Here is a 16425-nt window from a genome sequence, read left to right as displayed (position 1 = left end):
CGTAAAGCCCATGGCCCGCAGGCCGTGATTCTATTGAACTGGACCGTATTATGAGATTGATTCACAACAGCCGTCTACCGCAGTTTCGCACTCCGTTTGGCGCTGTGACCACTGGAACTTCCGTTTCGCTCTCGGTGATTTTGGAGGATGCCGACCCCAACCAGGCAACGCTTACGCTGCGCACCTGGGTCGATGAGATCGGTGAGTCTCTGTATCCCATGACGCACGAGGGCGACGGCATATTTACCGTAGAGCTTGAGTGCACCGAGCCCTGTCTTATCTGGTACAGCTTTATCTGCAATATCGAGGGTCAGCCCGAGGTCCGTTTGGGCGCACCGCAGGGTCGCACCGGTGGCGAGGGCGTAACTTACAACTACGCCGAGGTCCCGTCCTTCCAGATCACCGTCTACAAGCACCGCAAAGTTCGTCCTGAGTGGTACGAGCGTGGCATGGTCTACCAGATCTTCCCCGACCGCTATGCCCGCGACGAAAACTGGCGCGAGCGCACGCTTACCGAAGTTGAAAAACCGCGCAAAGGAATCCAGCGCCGCATGGTCGAGGACTGGAACGAACCGCCCGAGTACGAGCGTGCCGAAGACGGCTCCATCAAGACCTGGGATTTTTACGGCGGTTCGCTCAAGGGTATCCAAAATGACCTGCCCCGCATTGCCGAGCTAGGCTTTACGGCCATCTACCTCAACCCCATCTTTGAGGCCGCGAGCAACCACCGCTACGACACGGCCGACTACACCAAGATCGACCCGATTCTGGGCACCGAGCAGGACTTTACCGAGCTGTGCGAGGCGGCCGAGAAGCTTGGCATTTCCATCATCCTGGACGGTGTGTTCAACCATACGGGCGACGACTCGATCTACTTTAACCGCTACGGCAATTATCCCGGCGTCGGTGCTTGGCAGAGCGAGGACTCGCCGTGGCGCGATGCATTTTACTTCCATGAGGACGGTTCGTATGACTGCTGGTGGGGCGTGGGCAACATGCCCGCCATCAATGAGAGCTCCGAACTGGTGCGCGAGCGGCTCCTGGGCAAGGACGGCGTGATCCGTAAATGGCTACGTGCCGGCGCTCATGGCTGGCGCCTAGACGTGGCCGACGAACTTTCGGACGATTTCCTGGCCGAGATCAAGAAGGCCGTGCTCGCCGAGAAACCCGACGCACTGCTGCTCGGCGAAGTCTGGGAGGACGCTTCCAACAAGATCAGCTACGGCCATCTGCGCCGCTACCTGCAGGGCTCCGAGCTGGACTCCGCTATGGATTACCCCTTCCGCGACATGGTCATCGGCTTTTTGATGGGCTACAAAAACGCCTACCAAGCTGCCGAGGATATCGAGACCCTGCGCGAGAACTATCCGCGTGAGGCCCTGTCTTGCGCGCTCAACCTGCTGTCGAGCCACGACCGTCCGCGCATTATCTCGGTGCTCGGCGGCGGCCCTGACGAGTCACAGCTGCCCGAGTGCGAGCGCAGCAAGTGGCGCCTGGACGAGAACGCAATGGGCCTGGCCAAAAGCCGTTTTTGGCTCGCGACGCTCATGCAGATGACGTTCCCCGGTGTGCCTTCGATTTACTATGGTGACGAGTACGGCCTTGAGGGCCTGACCGATCCGGGTAATCGCCGCACGATGCCGACCAAGGAAGACCTGCACGACTTCGATACGTTCGCGATCGTCAAGAACGCATCTGCTGTGCGCCGCGCACTGCCGTTTATGATCGATGGTGAGATCAAGGCCTTTGCACTCAATGACGAGGTGCTGGCCTACAACCGTACGGGCAAGGACGGCGAGTCTGCGACCGTTATCATCAACCGCAGCCTGCGCAACTCGCATCGTGTGACCATTCCGGCACTCGGCGAATGTGCGAGCGATGTGATTAGTGGCCACGAATGCGAAATCCACAACGGCACGGTCACGCTCGACTTGTACCCGCTGGGCTCGTCGATCATCTATCACCATGCCGAGCAGCGCCTGCAGGAGCCGCTCGATTACGGTGCGGGTGTTGTGTGCCATATCACATCGGTGCCGACCGACGACGGCAAGCCCGGTACGATCGGCGCGCCCACGCGTCGCTTTATCGACCATCTGGCCGCCACGGGCATGCGCTACTGGCAGGTTCTCCCCGTAAACCCCACGGACTTCTTCCGCTCCCCTTACGCCGGCCCTTCGGCCTTTGCAGGCAATATCGACCTGCTTCCCGAAAGCCACGAGGAGCTGGCCGCCGACTTTGAGGCCTGGAAGGCCCGCGGCGGCGAGGATGCCGACCCGCTGTACACGGCGTTTAAACATCGCAACGCCGATTGGCTCGAGAAGTACTGCGTCTACATGGCCGTTAAGAAGTACTTTGAGGGCGAGTCGCGCCACGATTGGCCTGCAGATGTCGCGCGCTACAACGAGTATCTGATCGATGACAAGCGCTTCCACGACGAGGCCGAGCTGCAGGCGTACATGCAGTACCGCTTTGACCTGGCTTGGTGCGAGCTCATGAACTACGCGCACAAGAAGGGCATCGAGGTCATCGGCGATATCCCGATGTATGTCTCGGACGATTCGGCGGATGCGTGGAGCGAGCCCGAGAACTTCTGGCTGTCCGATACCGGCAAGGCGATCGAGATTTCCGGCGCGCCGCCCGACAACTTTGCACCCGAGGGCCAGGTGTGGGGCAACCCGACGTTCCGCTGGGACCACATGAAGCAGAACGGCTATAGCTGGTGGATGGATCGCCTGCGTCGTGCGTTTTCGCTCTACGACCGCGTGCGTCTGGATCACTTCCTGGGCTTCCACAGCTACTTTAGTATCCCCGCGGGCAAGGCTTGCGCCGACGGTCGCTGGCTGGCGGGCCCGGGCAAAGACCTGTTCCAGACCGCCTATGACGAGCTGGGTCCGCTCAACTTTATCGCCGAGGACCTGGGCTATTTGACGCCCGGTGTTCGCGCCATGGCTTCGACCTGCGGCTTCCCCGGCATGGACGTGCTGGAGTTTAGCAATTACGACGTCCGTTGCGGCGTGCATCCCACGCCCGGCAAGATTCTGTACACCTCGACGCACGATACGTCGACGCTGGCCGGTTGGTGCACACGTTCCTTTGCGGGCGGCGATGAACCGAGCGGTGTTGAGGTGGCGGCAAAGCTGATGAGCGACGCGCTTGCAAGCGACGCTCCCCTAGTGATGATGCCGCTACAGGATATCCTGGGGCTTAGCGACGACGCGCGCATGAACGTTCCGGGCGTGGCAACGGGCAACTGGACCTGGCAGGCTGACGAGGCGGACATTGCAGCCGCCGAGGACAAAACCGCACAGCTCCTGCGCAACAACCATAGATTCTGGGGCGAAGCGTGATAAAACCCCCGATATAGGGTACAGTTACAGACGTTTGAATTTATGCGGGCAGAGCGATCTGCCCGCTTTGTGCTGAAAAGGAAGTATTATGGCGCGCTACGATTACAAGTGCTCGAGCTGCGGCAACGTGTTTGAGGTTGAGCATCCCATGTCCGAGACTCCCGAGGTCGTTTGCCCGAGCTGCGGCGCCCCGGCGGCCAAGACGTTCTCGGCCAGCGGCATTAAGTTTGAGGGCAGCGGTTTCTACAACACCGACCAGCGAAGCGGCGGCTCCAGCACCAGCGCCACAAGCGGCTGCTGCGCCAACTGCCCGCATAACCACTAGGAACAACGCGGCCCCGCGATCGAAACCGATCGCGGGGCTGTTTCTTTAGCTACCCAGGTTTCCTTATGAGTTGCGGTGAGATAAGGACTGTTTGGTGGGCAGAAGCGGCTTTTCAATCCATATTTCACCGCAACTTAGTAGTTACTTGCGGACCAGTCTGGCGCAGAAGTGGCCGTCGTAGGAGTCGGCGTTTACCGGCACGCTTTGGAAGAGGCCTCGATCGTTCTGGCGTACGGATACGAGCTTCTTGGCCTGATCGAACTCGGGGAGTTGCAGAATCTGTGCCTCGGAGAGCGGTGCGACGCTAAAGTCGGCGCCCTCAGGAGAGGTCAGGAAGGCATCCACGACCTGTGTGTTCTCTTCATCAAAAACCGAGCAGGTGGCATAGATGAGCTCTCCGCCGGCGGCCACGCGCGCAGAAGCCTCCTTAAGCATCGTCAGCTGAAGCTTGGGTAACTCGGCCGTCACATCATTCTCGGTTAGGCGCCACGGGATCTCGGGATGACGGCGCATGGTGCCGGTGCCCGAGCACGGCGCATCGATAAAGACCGTGTCGAACTTAACCGGCTCGCCAAGCATGGCATCAAACGATGTGAGCACCGCATCAAGCTCGCAGGCATCACCCGAAACCGTACGAACGCCCCGAATACCCGCCTTATGCAGGCGCGCGAGATTCTGATCACATTTACGATCATGCAGGTCAAGCGCCGTATGCTGACGCGCATAGCCCGCACGTTTGGCCTGGCACATCATCACATAGGTCTTGGTACCGCGACCGGCACCAATCTCAAGGCAGCTTCCAGGGCGCGTGGCAGCTGTGGCGATAAGCTGCGCGTTGAGATCAGACGCCACCGCGGCAGCACGCTCAAACACACCCGAAGCAACGGTAACCTGGGCATCAACCGGAGCATGGCAGCCCGGGAAGAGAGGCGCGACGAGCTGCGAGATATACGGATCGGGCTTAGTCGCAAAGGCGTTCTCATGCAGGGCCAGCGGCGCGGGGGCCAGATTACCGGCAAAGCTAAGCGCGCCCTCCGGTGTGTCAAACGAAGCCATAATACGAGCGCACAGCCAACGCGGCAGGCCCATCAGGCGCGACAGACGAACCAAGCGTCGCTCAGACTCATCCACATCGGACGCAGTAGCAAAGTCCTCAACGTTGTCCGCGACCTTATGCAGCACAGCGTTCGCCAGACCGGCGGCAGACTTAGCTCCGCTGCGCACCAGCTCAACACCCTGACTTACGGCAACGCGGCCAGGCGTATGCAGATAGAGCATCTCGAAGGCCGAGATGCGAAGTGCCATGCGAACACGCGGCGCAACCTTTTTAGGCTTATCAAGAAACTGATCGAGCAGCTCGTCCAAAATACCCTGTGTGGCGGCCACGCCAAGCGCCAAGCGAGCTGCAAAAGCGGAATCGCGCTGGTCAATAGCCTTGGCCGATGCGCGAGAGGACAGCACGTCACGCGCATACATGCCGCGGCGATCGGCCTCCATCAGCACATCGAGCGCAAGCTTACGCGCGGGAGACAACTTGCTCATGACAAAACACCCCAGATAAGATCGGCGCCTTGCAGGCCAGCAGCCCAAGCAGAAGCGGCCATAGCACGCTTACCATCGGGCTTAACCTCGAGCAACTCAACCGAGCCATCGGAAAGACCAAGGTAGACGCGCTTGGCTTGAACGGCAACAGCGCCCTCGCCAAGCGACACATCAGCCGGCGCAGCATCGAGTACGCGCACGGTCTTGCCGGCAATCACGCAACGAGCAGGCGCGGTATCGGACGAAGCAAGCACATGACGCACACAATCGAGCGCCGCCATCTGCGGATCTAGACGCATCTCCTGCTTAGAAATCTTGGCGGCATGGGTAACAAGCGACTCATCCTGTTCAGTCCACACGGCAGTACCATCGGCAAGGGAAGGAAGCGTATCGGCAAGCAACTTGCCGCCAAGCTCAGCAAGCTCCATGGTCAGCTCCTCAGCATGCTTACCGGCAACCGACGTGGAAGCCTGAGCACAATAAGCACCAGTATCCACGCCATGCCCAATACGCATAATGGAAACGCCAGCGACCTCATCGCCAGCAAGAATCGCACGCTGAATAGGAGCAGCCCCACGCCAACGAGGCAGCAAGGACGCATGAACATTCACAATACCAAGCGGCGCCATATGCAGCACCTCATCGGGCAAAATGCAGCCATAGGCAGCCACACAGAAAATATCGGCATCTGCAGCCTGGAGCGCCTCAACAACCTCGGCCGTCATACGATTAGCCTCAATAACCGGCAACCCCAGCTCAAGCGCCTTAGCCTTAACAGGAGACGGCTCCAGCTTCTTACCACGCCCACGAACAGCATCAGGACGAGTAATTACGAGCGCAATCTCATTACCAGCCTCAACAAGCGAAGTCAGCGAAGGCACAGCAAAATCAGGCGTACCCATAAACACAATACGCATAAAAGATAGTCTCCTCTCAATAACGAGCCGAGACGGCTACAAAAAAGCGTTCCAGGTCGCAAGCGCACCCAGCCGCAATAACAATTCAACAAAACAAATATACCCAAAAACAAAGAAAGAGCCGCATAAAAGCAGCTCTTCCAACAAAGCAATTATCAGCGAAGACGCCCCTCCCTGGCCCAACGGCACCCGGGCGAAGCAAGCCAGAACAACGCAGTCCCCGGTGCTGAGCGCCCACATATCGTCCCGCGCGCAGTTTCGCAGCGCAGCGAGAATGTTTGAGCACGGGATGATATGTGGGCGCTCAGCACCGGGGACGGTGGGACCTACTCTGTCTCGCCCGGTCGAGCGCCGCGGGCCAGGGCGTCCTGGTACTCCTTGACTGCCTTGATGCGCTGCATCGGCTTCAGTCGCTCGAACATGGTGTTACCGTGCAGGTGATCGATCTCGTGCTGCAGGCACACGCAGAACAGATCGCCCGTGGCCTCATAGCGAATAAGGTTGGCATCCAAGTCATACGCCTCGACGACGACATGGTCGGGACGCTCGATCTCGCAGCTAATGCCGGGGATGGACAGGCAGCCCTCGCTAAACGGCACCAGATGGTCGCTCTGCTCCACGATCACGGGATTGATGAGCACGTAGGGGTCATAGTCGTTCTTGTCGCTGTAGTCGCAGTCGATGGTGACGAGCTGAATAAGCTCGCCGATCTGCGGGGCAGCCAGGCCGCAACCGCCGTTATCGAACATCATCTTCTTCATCTTCTCGGCAAGCGCCTCGATCGCCGGAGTGATCTCCTCGATGACGGCGCACTCCTGGCGCAGACGAGGGTCGGGCGACAGTACGATTCCGTTGGCTTCCATGGCCATCCTTTCGGGTTGTTACATCAAATCATAGGCGTCGACGTCAACACTCACGCTCACGCCGCGCACGGAGCCCACCTCTTTGAGGCAGGCGTCGATATCATCAGAGACATGGTACCCTACCGGCGACTTTACAAGCAGATGGAAGCGGTAACGGTCCTTGGCTCTCTCGATTACACATGAAGCCGGACCAAGCACCTGAGGCACGGCGCTCCCCGCCCGCAAAAAGTCGGGCGCGGCGGCATGCCAGCGGCGCTTAAGAAGCTTTGCGATGCGCCCGATGTAATCCTGCGCGTCGTCTCGGTTCGCCGACCACACCAAGATGTTGACCAGGCGAACAAACGGCGGGTACAGCGCGTCGCGGCGCTGGTCCAGGTCGTAGTCGGTAAAGATAGAGCGGTCGTGCTCGGCGACGGCGCGAATGACCGGATCCCCGGGCAGGTAGGTCTGGATGATCACCTCGCCGGGGCGATCGCCTCGACCGGCACGGCCCGCCACCTGTTCCAGCAGGTCGTAGGCGCGCTCTCCTGCGCGAAAGTCCGGCAGCTTGAGGGCGAAGTCGGCATTAACCACGCCCACGAGCGTGACCTCGGGAAAATCGAGACCCTTTGCGATCATTTGGGTACCCAGCAGCACCGCGCAATCGGCCGCATCGAACTGCTCGAGCAGCTTTTTGTGCGCATCCTTGCCGCGCGTGGAATCGGCATCCATGCGAATAATGGCGACATCCTCGGGAAGCATCTGGTGCAGTGCGTCCTCGATCTGCTGCGTGCCCAGACCCATTTTTGCCAGGTAGCGACTGCCACATTTGGGGCAACGGCTCGTGGGTGCGGGATACGGCTGCACGCGCCAGGACGAACCACAGGTGTGGCACTGCAGTGTATGGGTGCGCTCATGGTACGTAAGCGCGGTGGAGCAATGGTTGCAGGTGGGGACGCAGCCGCACTCGCGGCACATCAAGAAGGGCGCAAAGCCGCGACGGTTATGAAGCAGCACGGCCTTTTCTCGGCGCTCAACGACACGTTCCAAGCCCTCCATCAGGGGTTTTGAGAACATGGATCGGCTGCCGTGCGAGAACTCGCGACGCAGGTCGGCGATGCGGACTGTGGGCAAGACCGCGTGTCCGGGGCGCTCGGGCATCTCGACGCGCGTCCAGGTGGCACCGTTATTCGTGCCACGGCGGCAGCGGTCGAGCGCCTCGGCAGAAGGCGTGGCGGAACCCAGCACGAGCGGACAACGATAGCGGCGCGCCATCTCGGCCGCAACCTCGCGCGCATGGTAGCGCGGGCTGGAACCCTGCTTGTAGCTGGTCTCGTGCTCCTCGTCGATAATGATGAGGCCGAGGTCGCTGAGCGGGCAAAAGAGCGCCGAACGTGCGCCAACGACCACGCGGGCCGCACCGCTGGCGACCATATCCCACTGGTCCAGACGCTCACCGGCCGAGAGACGCGAGTGGAAGACCGCGACCGTCTCGCCAAAGCGCGAGCGGAAGCGGCCGACAGTTTGGGCCGTCAGCGAAATCTCGGGCACAAGAACGCAGGCAGAGCGGCCGGCCGCGAGCACGCGCTCAATCGCCGAAAGGTAGACCTCAGTTTTGCCGGAGCCGGTCACGCCGTCCACAAGGACCACGTCACCGTGAGCGTCCAGGCGGGCGCGCTCAATCTGCGCGAGCGCCTGCTGCTGGCCGTTGGTGAGTGCCACCGGGGCCTTGCCGCTTGCCGAAGACAGTGTGGTCTGCTCGCTGCAGCCACGCCAAGCGCGACGCTGCTCCACCACGACGACGCCGCGTTTTTCGAGCGCCTTGATGGTCGCCGACATGCTGTTGTAGAGCAGGTTGAGTTCGCGCGTCGTGACCGGACCGCACTGGAGTGCCTCGATGAGCTGACGCTGACGAACCGCCGTTTTGGGCGGCGTGTAATCAAAGCCCTCAGGCGTGAGCATGACCCAACGGTTTTGGATGGGTTTGACGGCGGGGCGCTCAACGGTCCACACGCCGTCGTCGCCCTTGACCACGCGTGGACTACCGCCCGGGGGCAAGAACAGGCGCAGGCACTCGGAAAGCGTCGCGACATACTCGCGGCTCATCCAGCGTGCGATACGGGCAGCCTCGGCACCAAAGAGCGGTTTGCTGAGGATGGCTTCGACGGGCTTAATGCGCGAGGGGTAGAGGGCGTTGTTGCCCTGTAGGTCGCCCAGCTCAGGCGCAATGTCGACGATATAGCCCGCGGCCGCACGGTTGCCAAAATGAACTAGGACGGTGGAACCGATCTGGACATCGTTGGCGAGTGACTGCGGAATGCCGTAGGCGAACGGCTCGGACAGCGCACGCGTCGGGATGTCGAGAACCACGCTCGCATAGGCGGCGATGGGCTCAGGTGCGGGCTCGGGCTGCGCCGGGGCGGCGGCAGGAGCCGCGGACTTCGGAGCCCCCTCCGGTTCCGGCGTACCAAACAGCGAAAGTTGCTCGGCCATAGCCCCAGCACCTCCTATCCCATACGTCTACAGAAACAAGAGCCCCGCTCTGAGTGAACGGGGCTCGGATACAAACGTTTGCGCAGCGATTACAGCGCCATCGTGCGGGCGCGGTCAATGCGCGCCAGGCAGTCGTCGCGACCGACGAGCGCCATGGTCTCGCCCAGCGGAGGGCTCACCATGTTGCCGCAGACGGCGACGCGCACGGCCTGGAACACCACGCGCTTCTTAAGGTCCATCTGCTCGGGCAGCGGCTCAAGCGCGGCGTCGATGTTGGCAGCCGTCCACTCGCCCACACCCTCGAGCGCGGCCTTGGCGGCATCCAGAATGGCACCCATGCCCTCCTTGGCCAGGCCCTTGTTGACGGACTTCTCGTCATACTCGAGCGTCTCGGCCGTAGCGAAGATGGGAGCGGCAACGGTCACGGCATCGGCCGGCATCTTGGTGCGCGGCTTGACGATGGCGGCAAGCGCATCGATCCAATCCTCGCCGTACTCGACATTACCCTCGATGAGACCCGCCTCGTGCAGTTCGGGGACCATGATCTCGTCGGCAAACTGGGCGTCGGACATGCCGTTGATGTACTCGGCATTGACCCAGTCGAGCTTCTTGGGGTCGAAGGTCGCCGGGTTCTTGGAGATGCGGTCGAGCGAGAACTTGCTGGCCAGGACATCGCGCGGGATGATCGTAGTCTCGCCGTCGAGCGACCAGCCGAGCAGCGCCAGATAGTTGACGAAAGCGTCGGACAGGTAGCCGGCGTCGCGGTACTCCTCCACCGAGGTGGCGCCGTGGCGCTTGGAGAGCTTCTTGCCGTCGGCACCCAAGATCATGGAGATGTGGGCGAACGTAGGCACGGGCGCGCCGAGGGCCTCATAGACCATGACCTGACGTGGGGTGTTAGACAGGTGGTCGTCGCCGCGGATGACATGGGTGATCTTCATCATGGCGTCGTCGACGACGGTCGCGAAGTTGTACGTGGGCGTGCCATCGGAGCGGAAGATGACAAAGTCGTCGAGCTCCTTGGCGTCAAAGGTTACCTCGCCGTGGACGGCGTCGTGGATAACGACGTCGCCGCGGTCCTCGGGCACCTTGATGCGTAGGACGTAGGACTCGCCGGCCTCGATGCGACGGCGGGCCTCCTCGGGATCAAGATCGCGGCAACGGCGCTGATAGCCCTGGAAGGGGTCCTTGCGCTCCTGCGCGGCCTTGCGGTCGGCGTCGAGCTGCTCCTTGGTGCAGAAGCAGGGATAGGCCTTGCCCTCGTCCCAAAGCTTCTGGGCGGCCTGCTTGTACAGATCCATGCGCTCGGTCTGAGCATAGGGGCCAAAGTCGCCGCCTACCTCGGGACCCTCGTCCCAGTCCAGGCCCAGCCAGCGCATGGCGCGCAGGATGATCTGCGTGTTCTCGTCGGTGGAGCGGGTGGGGTCGGTGTCGTCGATGCGCAGGATGAAGGTGCCGCCGTTTGCGCGGGCGAAAGCCCAGTTATAGATAGCGGTGCGGGCGCCGCCGATGTGCAGCTTGCCCGTCGGTGAGGGTGCAAAGCGGACGCGAACGTCTGATGCCATGGAAATCTCCTCGATTGCAGGATGGATGTCTAACCGCACCAGTATAAAGCATCAAAGCAACCTCCGCACAAAGGGCACCGACCTACTCATTGGGGACAGACTTAAATGACCATTCTTTGGGCAACCTGTCGACACTTAGGTAAGGCCGATCATTTAAGTCTGTCCCCAATGAGTAGGTGCGGAAAGGGTGTGAATGTTTGATTTACGCGCTATTATGTGCCCTTGCATAGAGAGCCCGGCGGAATGGTAACGGTCGCCGGGACACGTTTTTGAAAGGACAATCATGTCAGAAGAACTTCGTTCCATCCCGCCCCAACACGGGTCCTTTGTTTTTACGTCGGAGTCGGTGACCGAAGGTCATCCCGATAAGATCGCTGACCAGATCAGCGACGCCGTCCTCGACGCAATCCTCGCCAAAGAAATAGAGCTGCAGGAGCAGGGCTACATCGCCCCCAACGGCGTGCCTGCCAACGTGGAGAACGTCCGCTGCGCCTGCGAGACCCTCGTGACCACCGGCACTGTTATCGTCGCCGGCGAGATTCGCACCCAGGCCTACGTCGACGTACAGGAAATCGCCCGCGGCGTCATCCGCCGCATTGGCTACAACCGTGCCAAGTTCGGTTTTGACTGCGACACCTGCGGCGTTATGAGCCTCATCCACGAGCAGTCGCCCGATATCGCCCAGGGCGTTGACGAGTCCTTCGAGACCCAGACCGGCGCCACCACCGACCCGAACGACCTGATCGGCGCCGGCGACCAGGGCATGATGTTCGGCTACGCCTCCAACGAGACCAAGACCCTCATGCCGATGCCACACTACCTGGCAAGCCGCCTGGCCGAGCGCTTGGCCGCCGTGCGCCACGACGGTACCCTCGCCTATCTGCGTCCCGACGGCAAGACCCAGGTCACCGTGCGCTACGAGGAAGGCAAGCCCGTCGAGGTCACGACCATCGTCATCTCCACGCAGCACGCCGCCGAGATCGAAGACATGGGTAAGATCAAGGCCGACCTTATCGAGCACGTCATCACCCCCGTGATGGCTGCCGAGAACATGCCGTGGGACAACGCGGACATCTACGTGAACCCCACCGGTCGCTTTGTCGTTGGCGGCCCCATGGGCGACACGGGCCTCACCGGCCGCAAGATCATCGTCGACACCTACGGCGGCTACGGCCGTCACGGCGGCGGTGCCTTTAGCGGCAAGGACTGCACCAAGGTCGACCGCTCCGCCGCGTATGCCGCGCGCTGGGTCGCCAAGAACGTGGTCGCCGCCGGCCTGGCCGACCGCTGCGAAGTCGAGCTTGCCTACGCCATCGGCGTTTCCAAGCCCCTCTCAATCATGGTCGACACCTTCGGTACCGCACATGTTGCCGAGGACAAGATCGTCGAGGCCGTAGAGAAGACCTTCGACCTGCGCCCGGGCGCAATCATTCGCGACCTGGACCTGCGTCGCCCCATCTACGAAAAGACGGCAGCCTACGGTCACTTCGGCCGCGAAGACGCCGACTTCACCTGGGAGAAAACCGACCGAGTCGAAGAGCTAAAAGCAGCCTGCGGCCTGTAAGCTAACGAGAAAAGCCACAGACAAATAGCAACGCACCAAAAGAAGTACCGCCCCCAAGCGGTACTTCTTTTTTATTAATCCGGTGGTGAAGATATTTCGATATGAGCCCACGCTGCGTCACCAGCTAATGAATTTTGCAGTACGCGCCCTTCTACCATGTATCCTTAGTCCCGAGGGGCGGGGCATAAGGTCGATCGCGAGTTCCGCACGAGCCGGAGAGCACTTAATGTGCTCTCCGTGCGAGCAGGACTGTCCGAGCAGGCGACCTTATGCCCCGCCCCTCGGGACGACGAGACAAGGCAAAGGAGCAGCCATGGCAGGCAAGCCGCAAACACTAGCTACGACCTCGGCATTCGAGATCCTGGGCCCCGTCATGGTCGGCCCCAGCTCATCGCACACCGCCGGCGCCCTGCGCTGCGCCCAAGTTGCCGCCAGCCTGCTGGAAGGCCGCATCACCAAAGTCACCTTTGGCCTGTGGAACTCCTTCGCCCACACCTACCGCGGCCACGGCACCGACCGTGCGCTCGTCGCGGGCATCCTGGGCCTCGACACCGATGATGAGAACATCAAGCAGGCCTTCAACCTCGCACGCGAGCAGGGCCTCGAATATCACTTTAACATCAAGGGCGACGACGCCTCCATCCACCCCAATACCGTCGACATCGACATGGTCGACGACACGGGCGCCACGGCACAGGTTCGCGGCGAGAGCCTGGGCGGCGGCAAGATGCGCATCAGCCGCATTAACGGCGTCGGCGTCGACATCTCGGGCATGTATTCCACGCTCTTCGTGGCGCACAAGGACGTCCCCGGTGTACTCGCCGCGCTCACCAACCTGCTCGCCTACGCCCACGTAAACATCGCCTTCTGCCGCACCTACCGCACCGAAGTGGGCGGCCAGGCCTACTCCGTCTTTGAGACAGACGGCGCGCCCGACGACACCGTCGTCCCCATGCTGCGCAAGCTCGACAATGTCGATTACGCAACGTTTATCGAGCTCCCCGGTTCTGCCTCGTCGCTCTCCCCCGGCGTCTCGGCCAAGGAAATCTTCGACGACGGTGAGCAGCTGCTCGATGCGTGCGAGGAACTGGGGCTCAGCATCGGCGCCGTCATGGCCGTTCGCGAGGCGCGTCTGACCGGCGAGGCCCACGCCGTCGCCGCCATGCGCCGCGTGCTCGACGTCATGCGCGAGGAGACCACGGCCCCCCTCGCCAATCCGCAGCGCTCGCTCGGTGGGCTAATCGGCGGCGAGGCCAAGCTCGTCGAAGCCACCGGCCGCAACGATTTGAGTGCAAGCCTGATGGGCCCCGTTCAGACCGAAGCTGTGGCCCGCGCGATGGCCGTGCTCGAGCGCTCCGCCACGATGGGCGTGATTGTCGCCGCCCCCACGGCAGGATCCGCGGGTGTTGTGCCCGGCTGCGTGCTGGCACTCGCCGATCGCCTTCAGCTCGACGACGAGCAGGTCATGGACGCGCTCTACTGCGCAGCCGCCATCGGCCTCAACCTCACCACAAGCGCCTGCGTTGCCGGCGCCGAGGGCGGCTGCCAAGCCGAGGTCGGAAGCGCCGCCGCCATGGCAGCCGCCGCGCTGGTGCAGATGCTCGGCGGCACGCCCGAGCAGGCTCTCGACGCCAGTTCCATCGCGCTGAGTAACCTGCTGGGCCTCGTTTGTGACCCCGTCGGTGGCCTCGTGGAGGTGCCCTGCCAAAACCGCAACGCCATCGGCGTGGCAGCGGCCTTTAGCTCGGCACAACTCGCCCTCGCAGGCATTAAGAGCCTGGTGCCGTTTGACCAGATGGCACATGTCATGCTCACGGTGGGTCACGCGTTGCCGGCCACGCTGCGCGAGACGGCAAAGGGCGGCATCGCGCAGGCTCCGGCCGCACTTTCGGCCTGTGCAAAATGCGGTGTGTGCGGATAGCGGCAAAGAACGACTCAAAGGTGGGACAAATGTCCCAGCTCTTTCGAATGCCACCGTTTCCGTACCACAAACAGCAGGGCAATCGCTATAATGCAAGCCCAGTAAAAACACGATGAACCGCAAGGCGAAAATCGAAGGATATGCATACGATGTCGCAAAACGATCGAACTCAACTGATTCCCGATCCGCAGCAGCCGAGCAGGCACACCGGCGGCGTTCAGTCGCCGCGTCCTATCGCGCCGAGCCACGGTCAGCAGCGTAGTGCAGCAAACGCTTCCCAACGCCCGAACCAACAGCGACAGCAGCGTCAACAACGTCAGCAGCGCCAGGCAAACGGCAATGCGCCCAAGCAGCCCCCCACGCACGCTCGAGGCGATCGTGGCCCCGCGCGCAAGTCCGCCGGCAACAATAAGTCGGGCAAAAAGACGACGCTCTTTGTCGTCCTGGGTCTAATCGTCATTGTCTATATCGTAGGCGTCGTAGCATTTTCGCAGGTAGCCTACCCCAACACCACCATCGCCGGCGTCGACGTCTCGTTCTCTAACGCTTCGTCTGCCGCCACCAAGGTCAACTCGGCATGGAAGCACTATAAGCTCACCGTGACAGGCGATGACTTTAGCTGGACCTATCAGCCCGAGTCCGATGAACCCATCGTCGACGGCGAAGCTGCCGCAAAAGAAATCATCAGCCACAACGAAGCCTTTGTATGGCCGGTCCGCCTTGTGGAATCCTTAAGCGGTAAGGCCAAAACAACCGCTACCTCCAACGAAGTCGATCTTGATCAGGACGTCGACCTGTCCATGCTCTCCGACACCTTTGACCAAAAGCAGTTTGAGAAGGATCTGGGCGCCGCCATCGACGAGTTTAACGAGGGCCGTTCGGGCACGTTCGAGGCCAATAGCTCCTATGACGAGCAGGCCGGCAAGTTTACCGTCGAGAAGGCGCGATCCAACGAAAAACTCAACCGCGAGCACGTCATTAAGTACGCCGAGCTCGAGCTTGCCTCGCTGGCCGAGACCGTAGATCTTTCCAAGCTCGGCAACGATGCCTATGAGCCGCTCAATGGAACGCTGACCGATGATCAGATTCAGGCCGCATGTGATGCCGCCAACAACTTCCTGGGCGTCAACGTGACCCTCAAGCTCAACGGCGAGGACGCTGGCAAGGTTGATGGCAGCTCTGTGTTGCAGTGGATCAGCTTTGCCGATCCGGCCAACCCCACACTCGATACGTCGCAGATCAGTAGTTGGGCAGCCGAGCTCGCCAACGGCTTTAATACCGTGGGCTCCACTCGCTGGTGGACGCGCGCCGATGGCAAGCAGTGCGCCGTCGAAGGTGGCGACTTTGGTTGGTCCATCGACAGCAGCTCGCTCGCCAAGCAGGTCGAGGACGCCATTAACCACAAGCAGACCGGCGAAATCGAAATCAAGTACTCCAAGAAGGCCGACACCTTTACCGCAAAGGGAGAGCCCGACTGGAAGGCGTATATCGACGTCGACCTGTCCGAGCAGCACGCGCGCTACTACGACGAGAGCGGCAATATCGTGTGGGAGGCCAACTTTATTTCCGGCAAACCGGGCGAAGACGCCACCCCCGAGGGCGTGTGGCAGATCAACAGCAACGACGGCGGCAGCACCCTGATCGGAGCCAAGGACCCCGAGACCGGTAAGCCCAAATACGAGAGCCCGGTGAGCTACTGGATGCCGTTCGAGGGCAATATGATCGGCTTCCACGACGCTACATGGCAAAACGACAAGAGCTTCGATAATGCTGAGTCGTACAAGTGGTGCGGCAGCCACGGTTGCATCAACCTGCGCCTGGCAGACGCCAAGGCACTGCACGATTGCATCAAAGTCGGCCTGTGCGTGGTTGTGCACTCGTAGTGCAACGCGTGCATTCCTACAACGTG

At 61.4% G+C, this 16425-nt stretch carries 10 protein-coding genes; 5 read left to right on the top strand and 5 right to left on the bottom strand.

What is annotated here, in order from left to right:
* Positions 1-50: 50 nt before the first annotated feature.
* Positions 51-3347 carry a 4-alpha-glucanotransferase gene (locus ABHU32_RS04575; protein ID WP_346979143.1) on the top strand — a complete coding sequence of 1099 codons (3297 nt, stop codon included), beginning with the start codon at positions 51-53 and terminating at the stop codon, positions 3345-3347.
* Between the two features lie 88 nt (positions 3348-3435).
* Positions 3436-3672: an FmdB family zinc ribbon protein gene (locus ABHU32_RS04570; RefSeq protein WP_117803239.1), complete on the top strand. Its 237-nt coding sequence runs from the start codon at positions 3436-3438 to the stop codon at positions 3670-3672.
* Between the two features lie 141 nt (positions 3673-3813).
* Here the strand turns inward: ABHU32_RS04570 and ABHU32_RS04565 are convergent, their stop codons facing one another.
* The 5 genes from ABHU32_RS04565 to gltX all read right to left on the bottom strand — a co-directional run bounded on the left by ABHU32_RS04565 (position 3814) and on the right by gltX (position 11031).
* Positions 3814-5214: an RsmB/NOP family class I SAM-dependent RNA methyltransferase gene (locus ABHU32_RS04565; RefSeq protein WP_346979140.1), complete on the bottom strand. Its 1401-nt coding sequence runs from the start codon at positions 5212-5214 to the stop codon at positions 3814-3816.
* On the bottom strand, positions 5211-6131 hold the full coding sequence (fmt, locus tag ABHU32_RS04560; protein ID WP_346979138.1) for a methionyl-tRNA formyltransferase: 921 nt from the start codon (positions 6129-6131) through the stop codon (positions 5211-5213). Before fmt ends, ABHU32_RS04565 begins: the two co-directional genes overlap by 4 nt.
* A 326-nt stretch (positions 6132-6457) precedes the next feature.
* Positions 6458-6994, bottom strand: coding sequence for a peptide deformylase (gene def, locus ABHU32_RS04555; protein WP_055250379.1), 537 nt, complete (start codon positions 6992-6994; stop codon positions 6458-6460).
* A gap of 18 nt (positions 6995-7012) precedes the next feature.
* Positions 7013-9466 carry a replication restart helicase PriA gene (gene priA, locus ABHU32_RS04550; RefSeq protein WP_346979136.1) on the bottom strand — a complete coding sequence of 818 codons (2454 nt, stop codon included), beginning with the start codon at positions 9464-9466 and terminating at the stop codon, positions 7013-7015.
* A gap of 89 nt (positions 9467-9555) precedes the next feature.
* A complete protein-coding gene (gene gltX / locus ABHU32_RS04545; protein WP_346979135.1) occupies positions 9556-11031 on the bottom strand; it encodes a glutamate--tRNA ligase in 1476 nt (491 codons plus the stop codon).
* A gap of 283 nt (positions 11032-11314) precedes the next feature.
* On the opposite strand from gltX, the gene metK reads away from it, so the two are divergent.
* The 3 genes from metK to ABHU32_RS04530 all read left to right on the top strand — a co-directional run bounded on the left by metK (position 11315) and on the right by ABHU32_RS04530 (position 16399).
* Positions 11315-12595, top strand: a complete 1281-nt coding sequence (gene metK / locus ABHU32_RS04540) for a methionine adenosyltransferase (RefSeq protein ID WP_346979134.1) — start codon at positions 11315-11317, stop codon at positions 12593-12595.
* Positions 12596-12908: 313 nt separating this feature from the next.
* On the top strand, positions 12909-14516 hold the full coding sequence (sdaAA, locus tag ABHU32_RS04535; protein ID WP_346979133.1) for an L-serine ammonia-lyase, iron-sulfur-dependent, subunit alpha: 1608 nt from the start codon (positions 12909-12911) through the stop codon (positions 14514-14516).
* 149 nt (positions 14517-14665) lie between these two features.
* Positions 14666-16399 carry a L,D-transpeptidase gene (locus ABHU32_RS04530; RefSeq protein ID WP_346979132.1) on the top strand — a complete coding sequence of 578 codons (1734 nt, stop codon included), beginning with the start codon at positions 14666-14668 and terminating at the stop codon, positions 16397-16399.
* Positions 16400-16425 lie beyond the last annotated feature (26 nt).

The sequence above is a fragment of the Collinsella aerofaciens genome (genome assembly GCF_039758965.1).
GTDB lineage: Bacteria > Actinomycetota > Coriobacteriia > Coriobacteriales > Coriobacteriaceae > Collinsella > Collinsella aerofaciens_BR.
The sequence above is the reverse complement of the archived record's forward strand: the minus strand, read 5'-3'. Positions and strand labels throughout refer to the sequence as shown.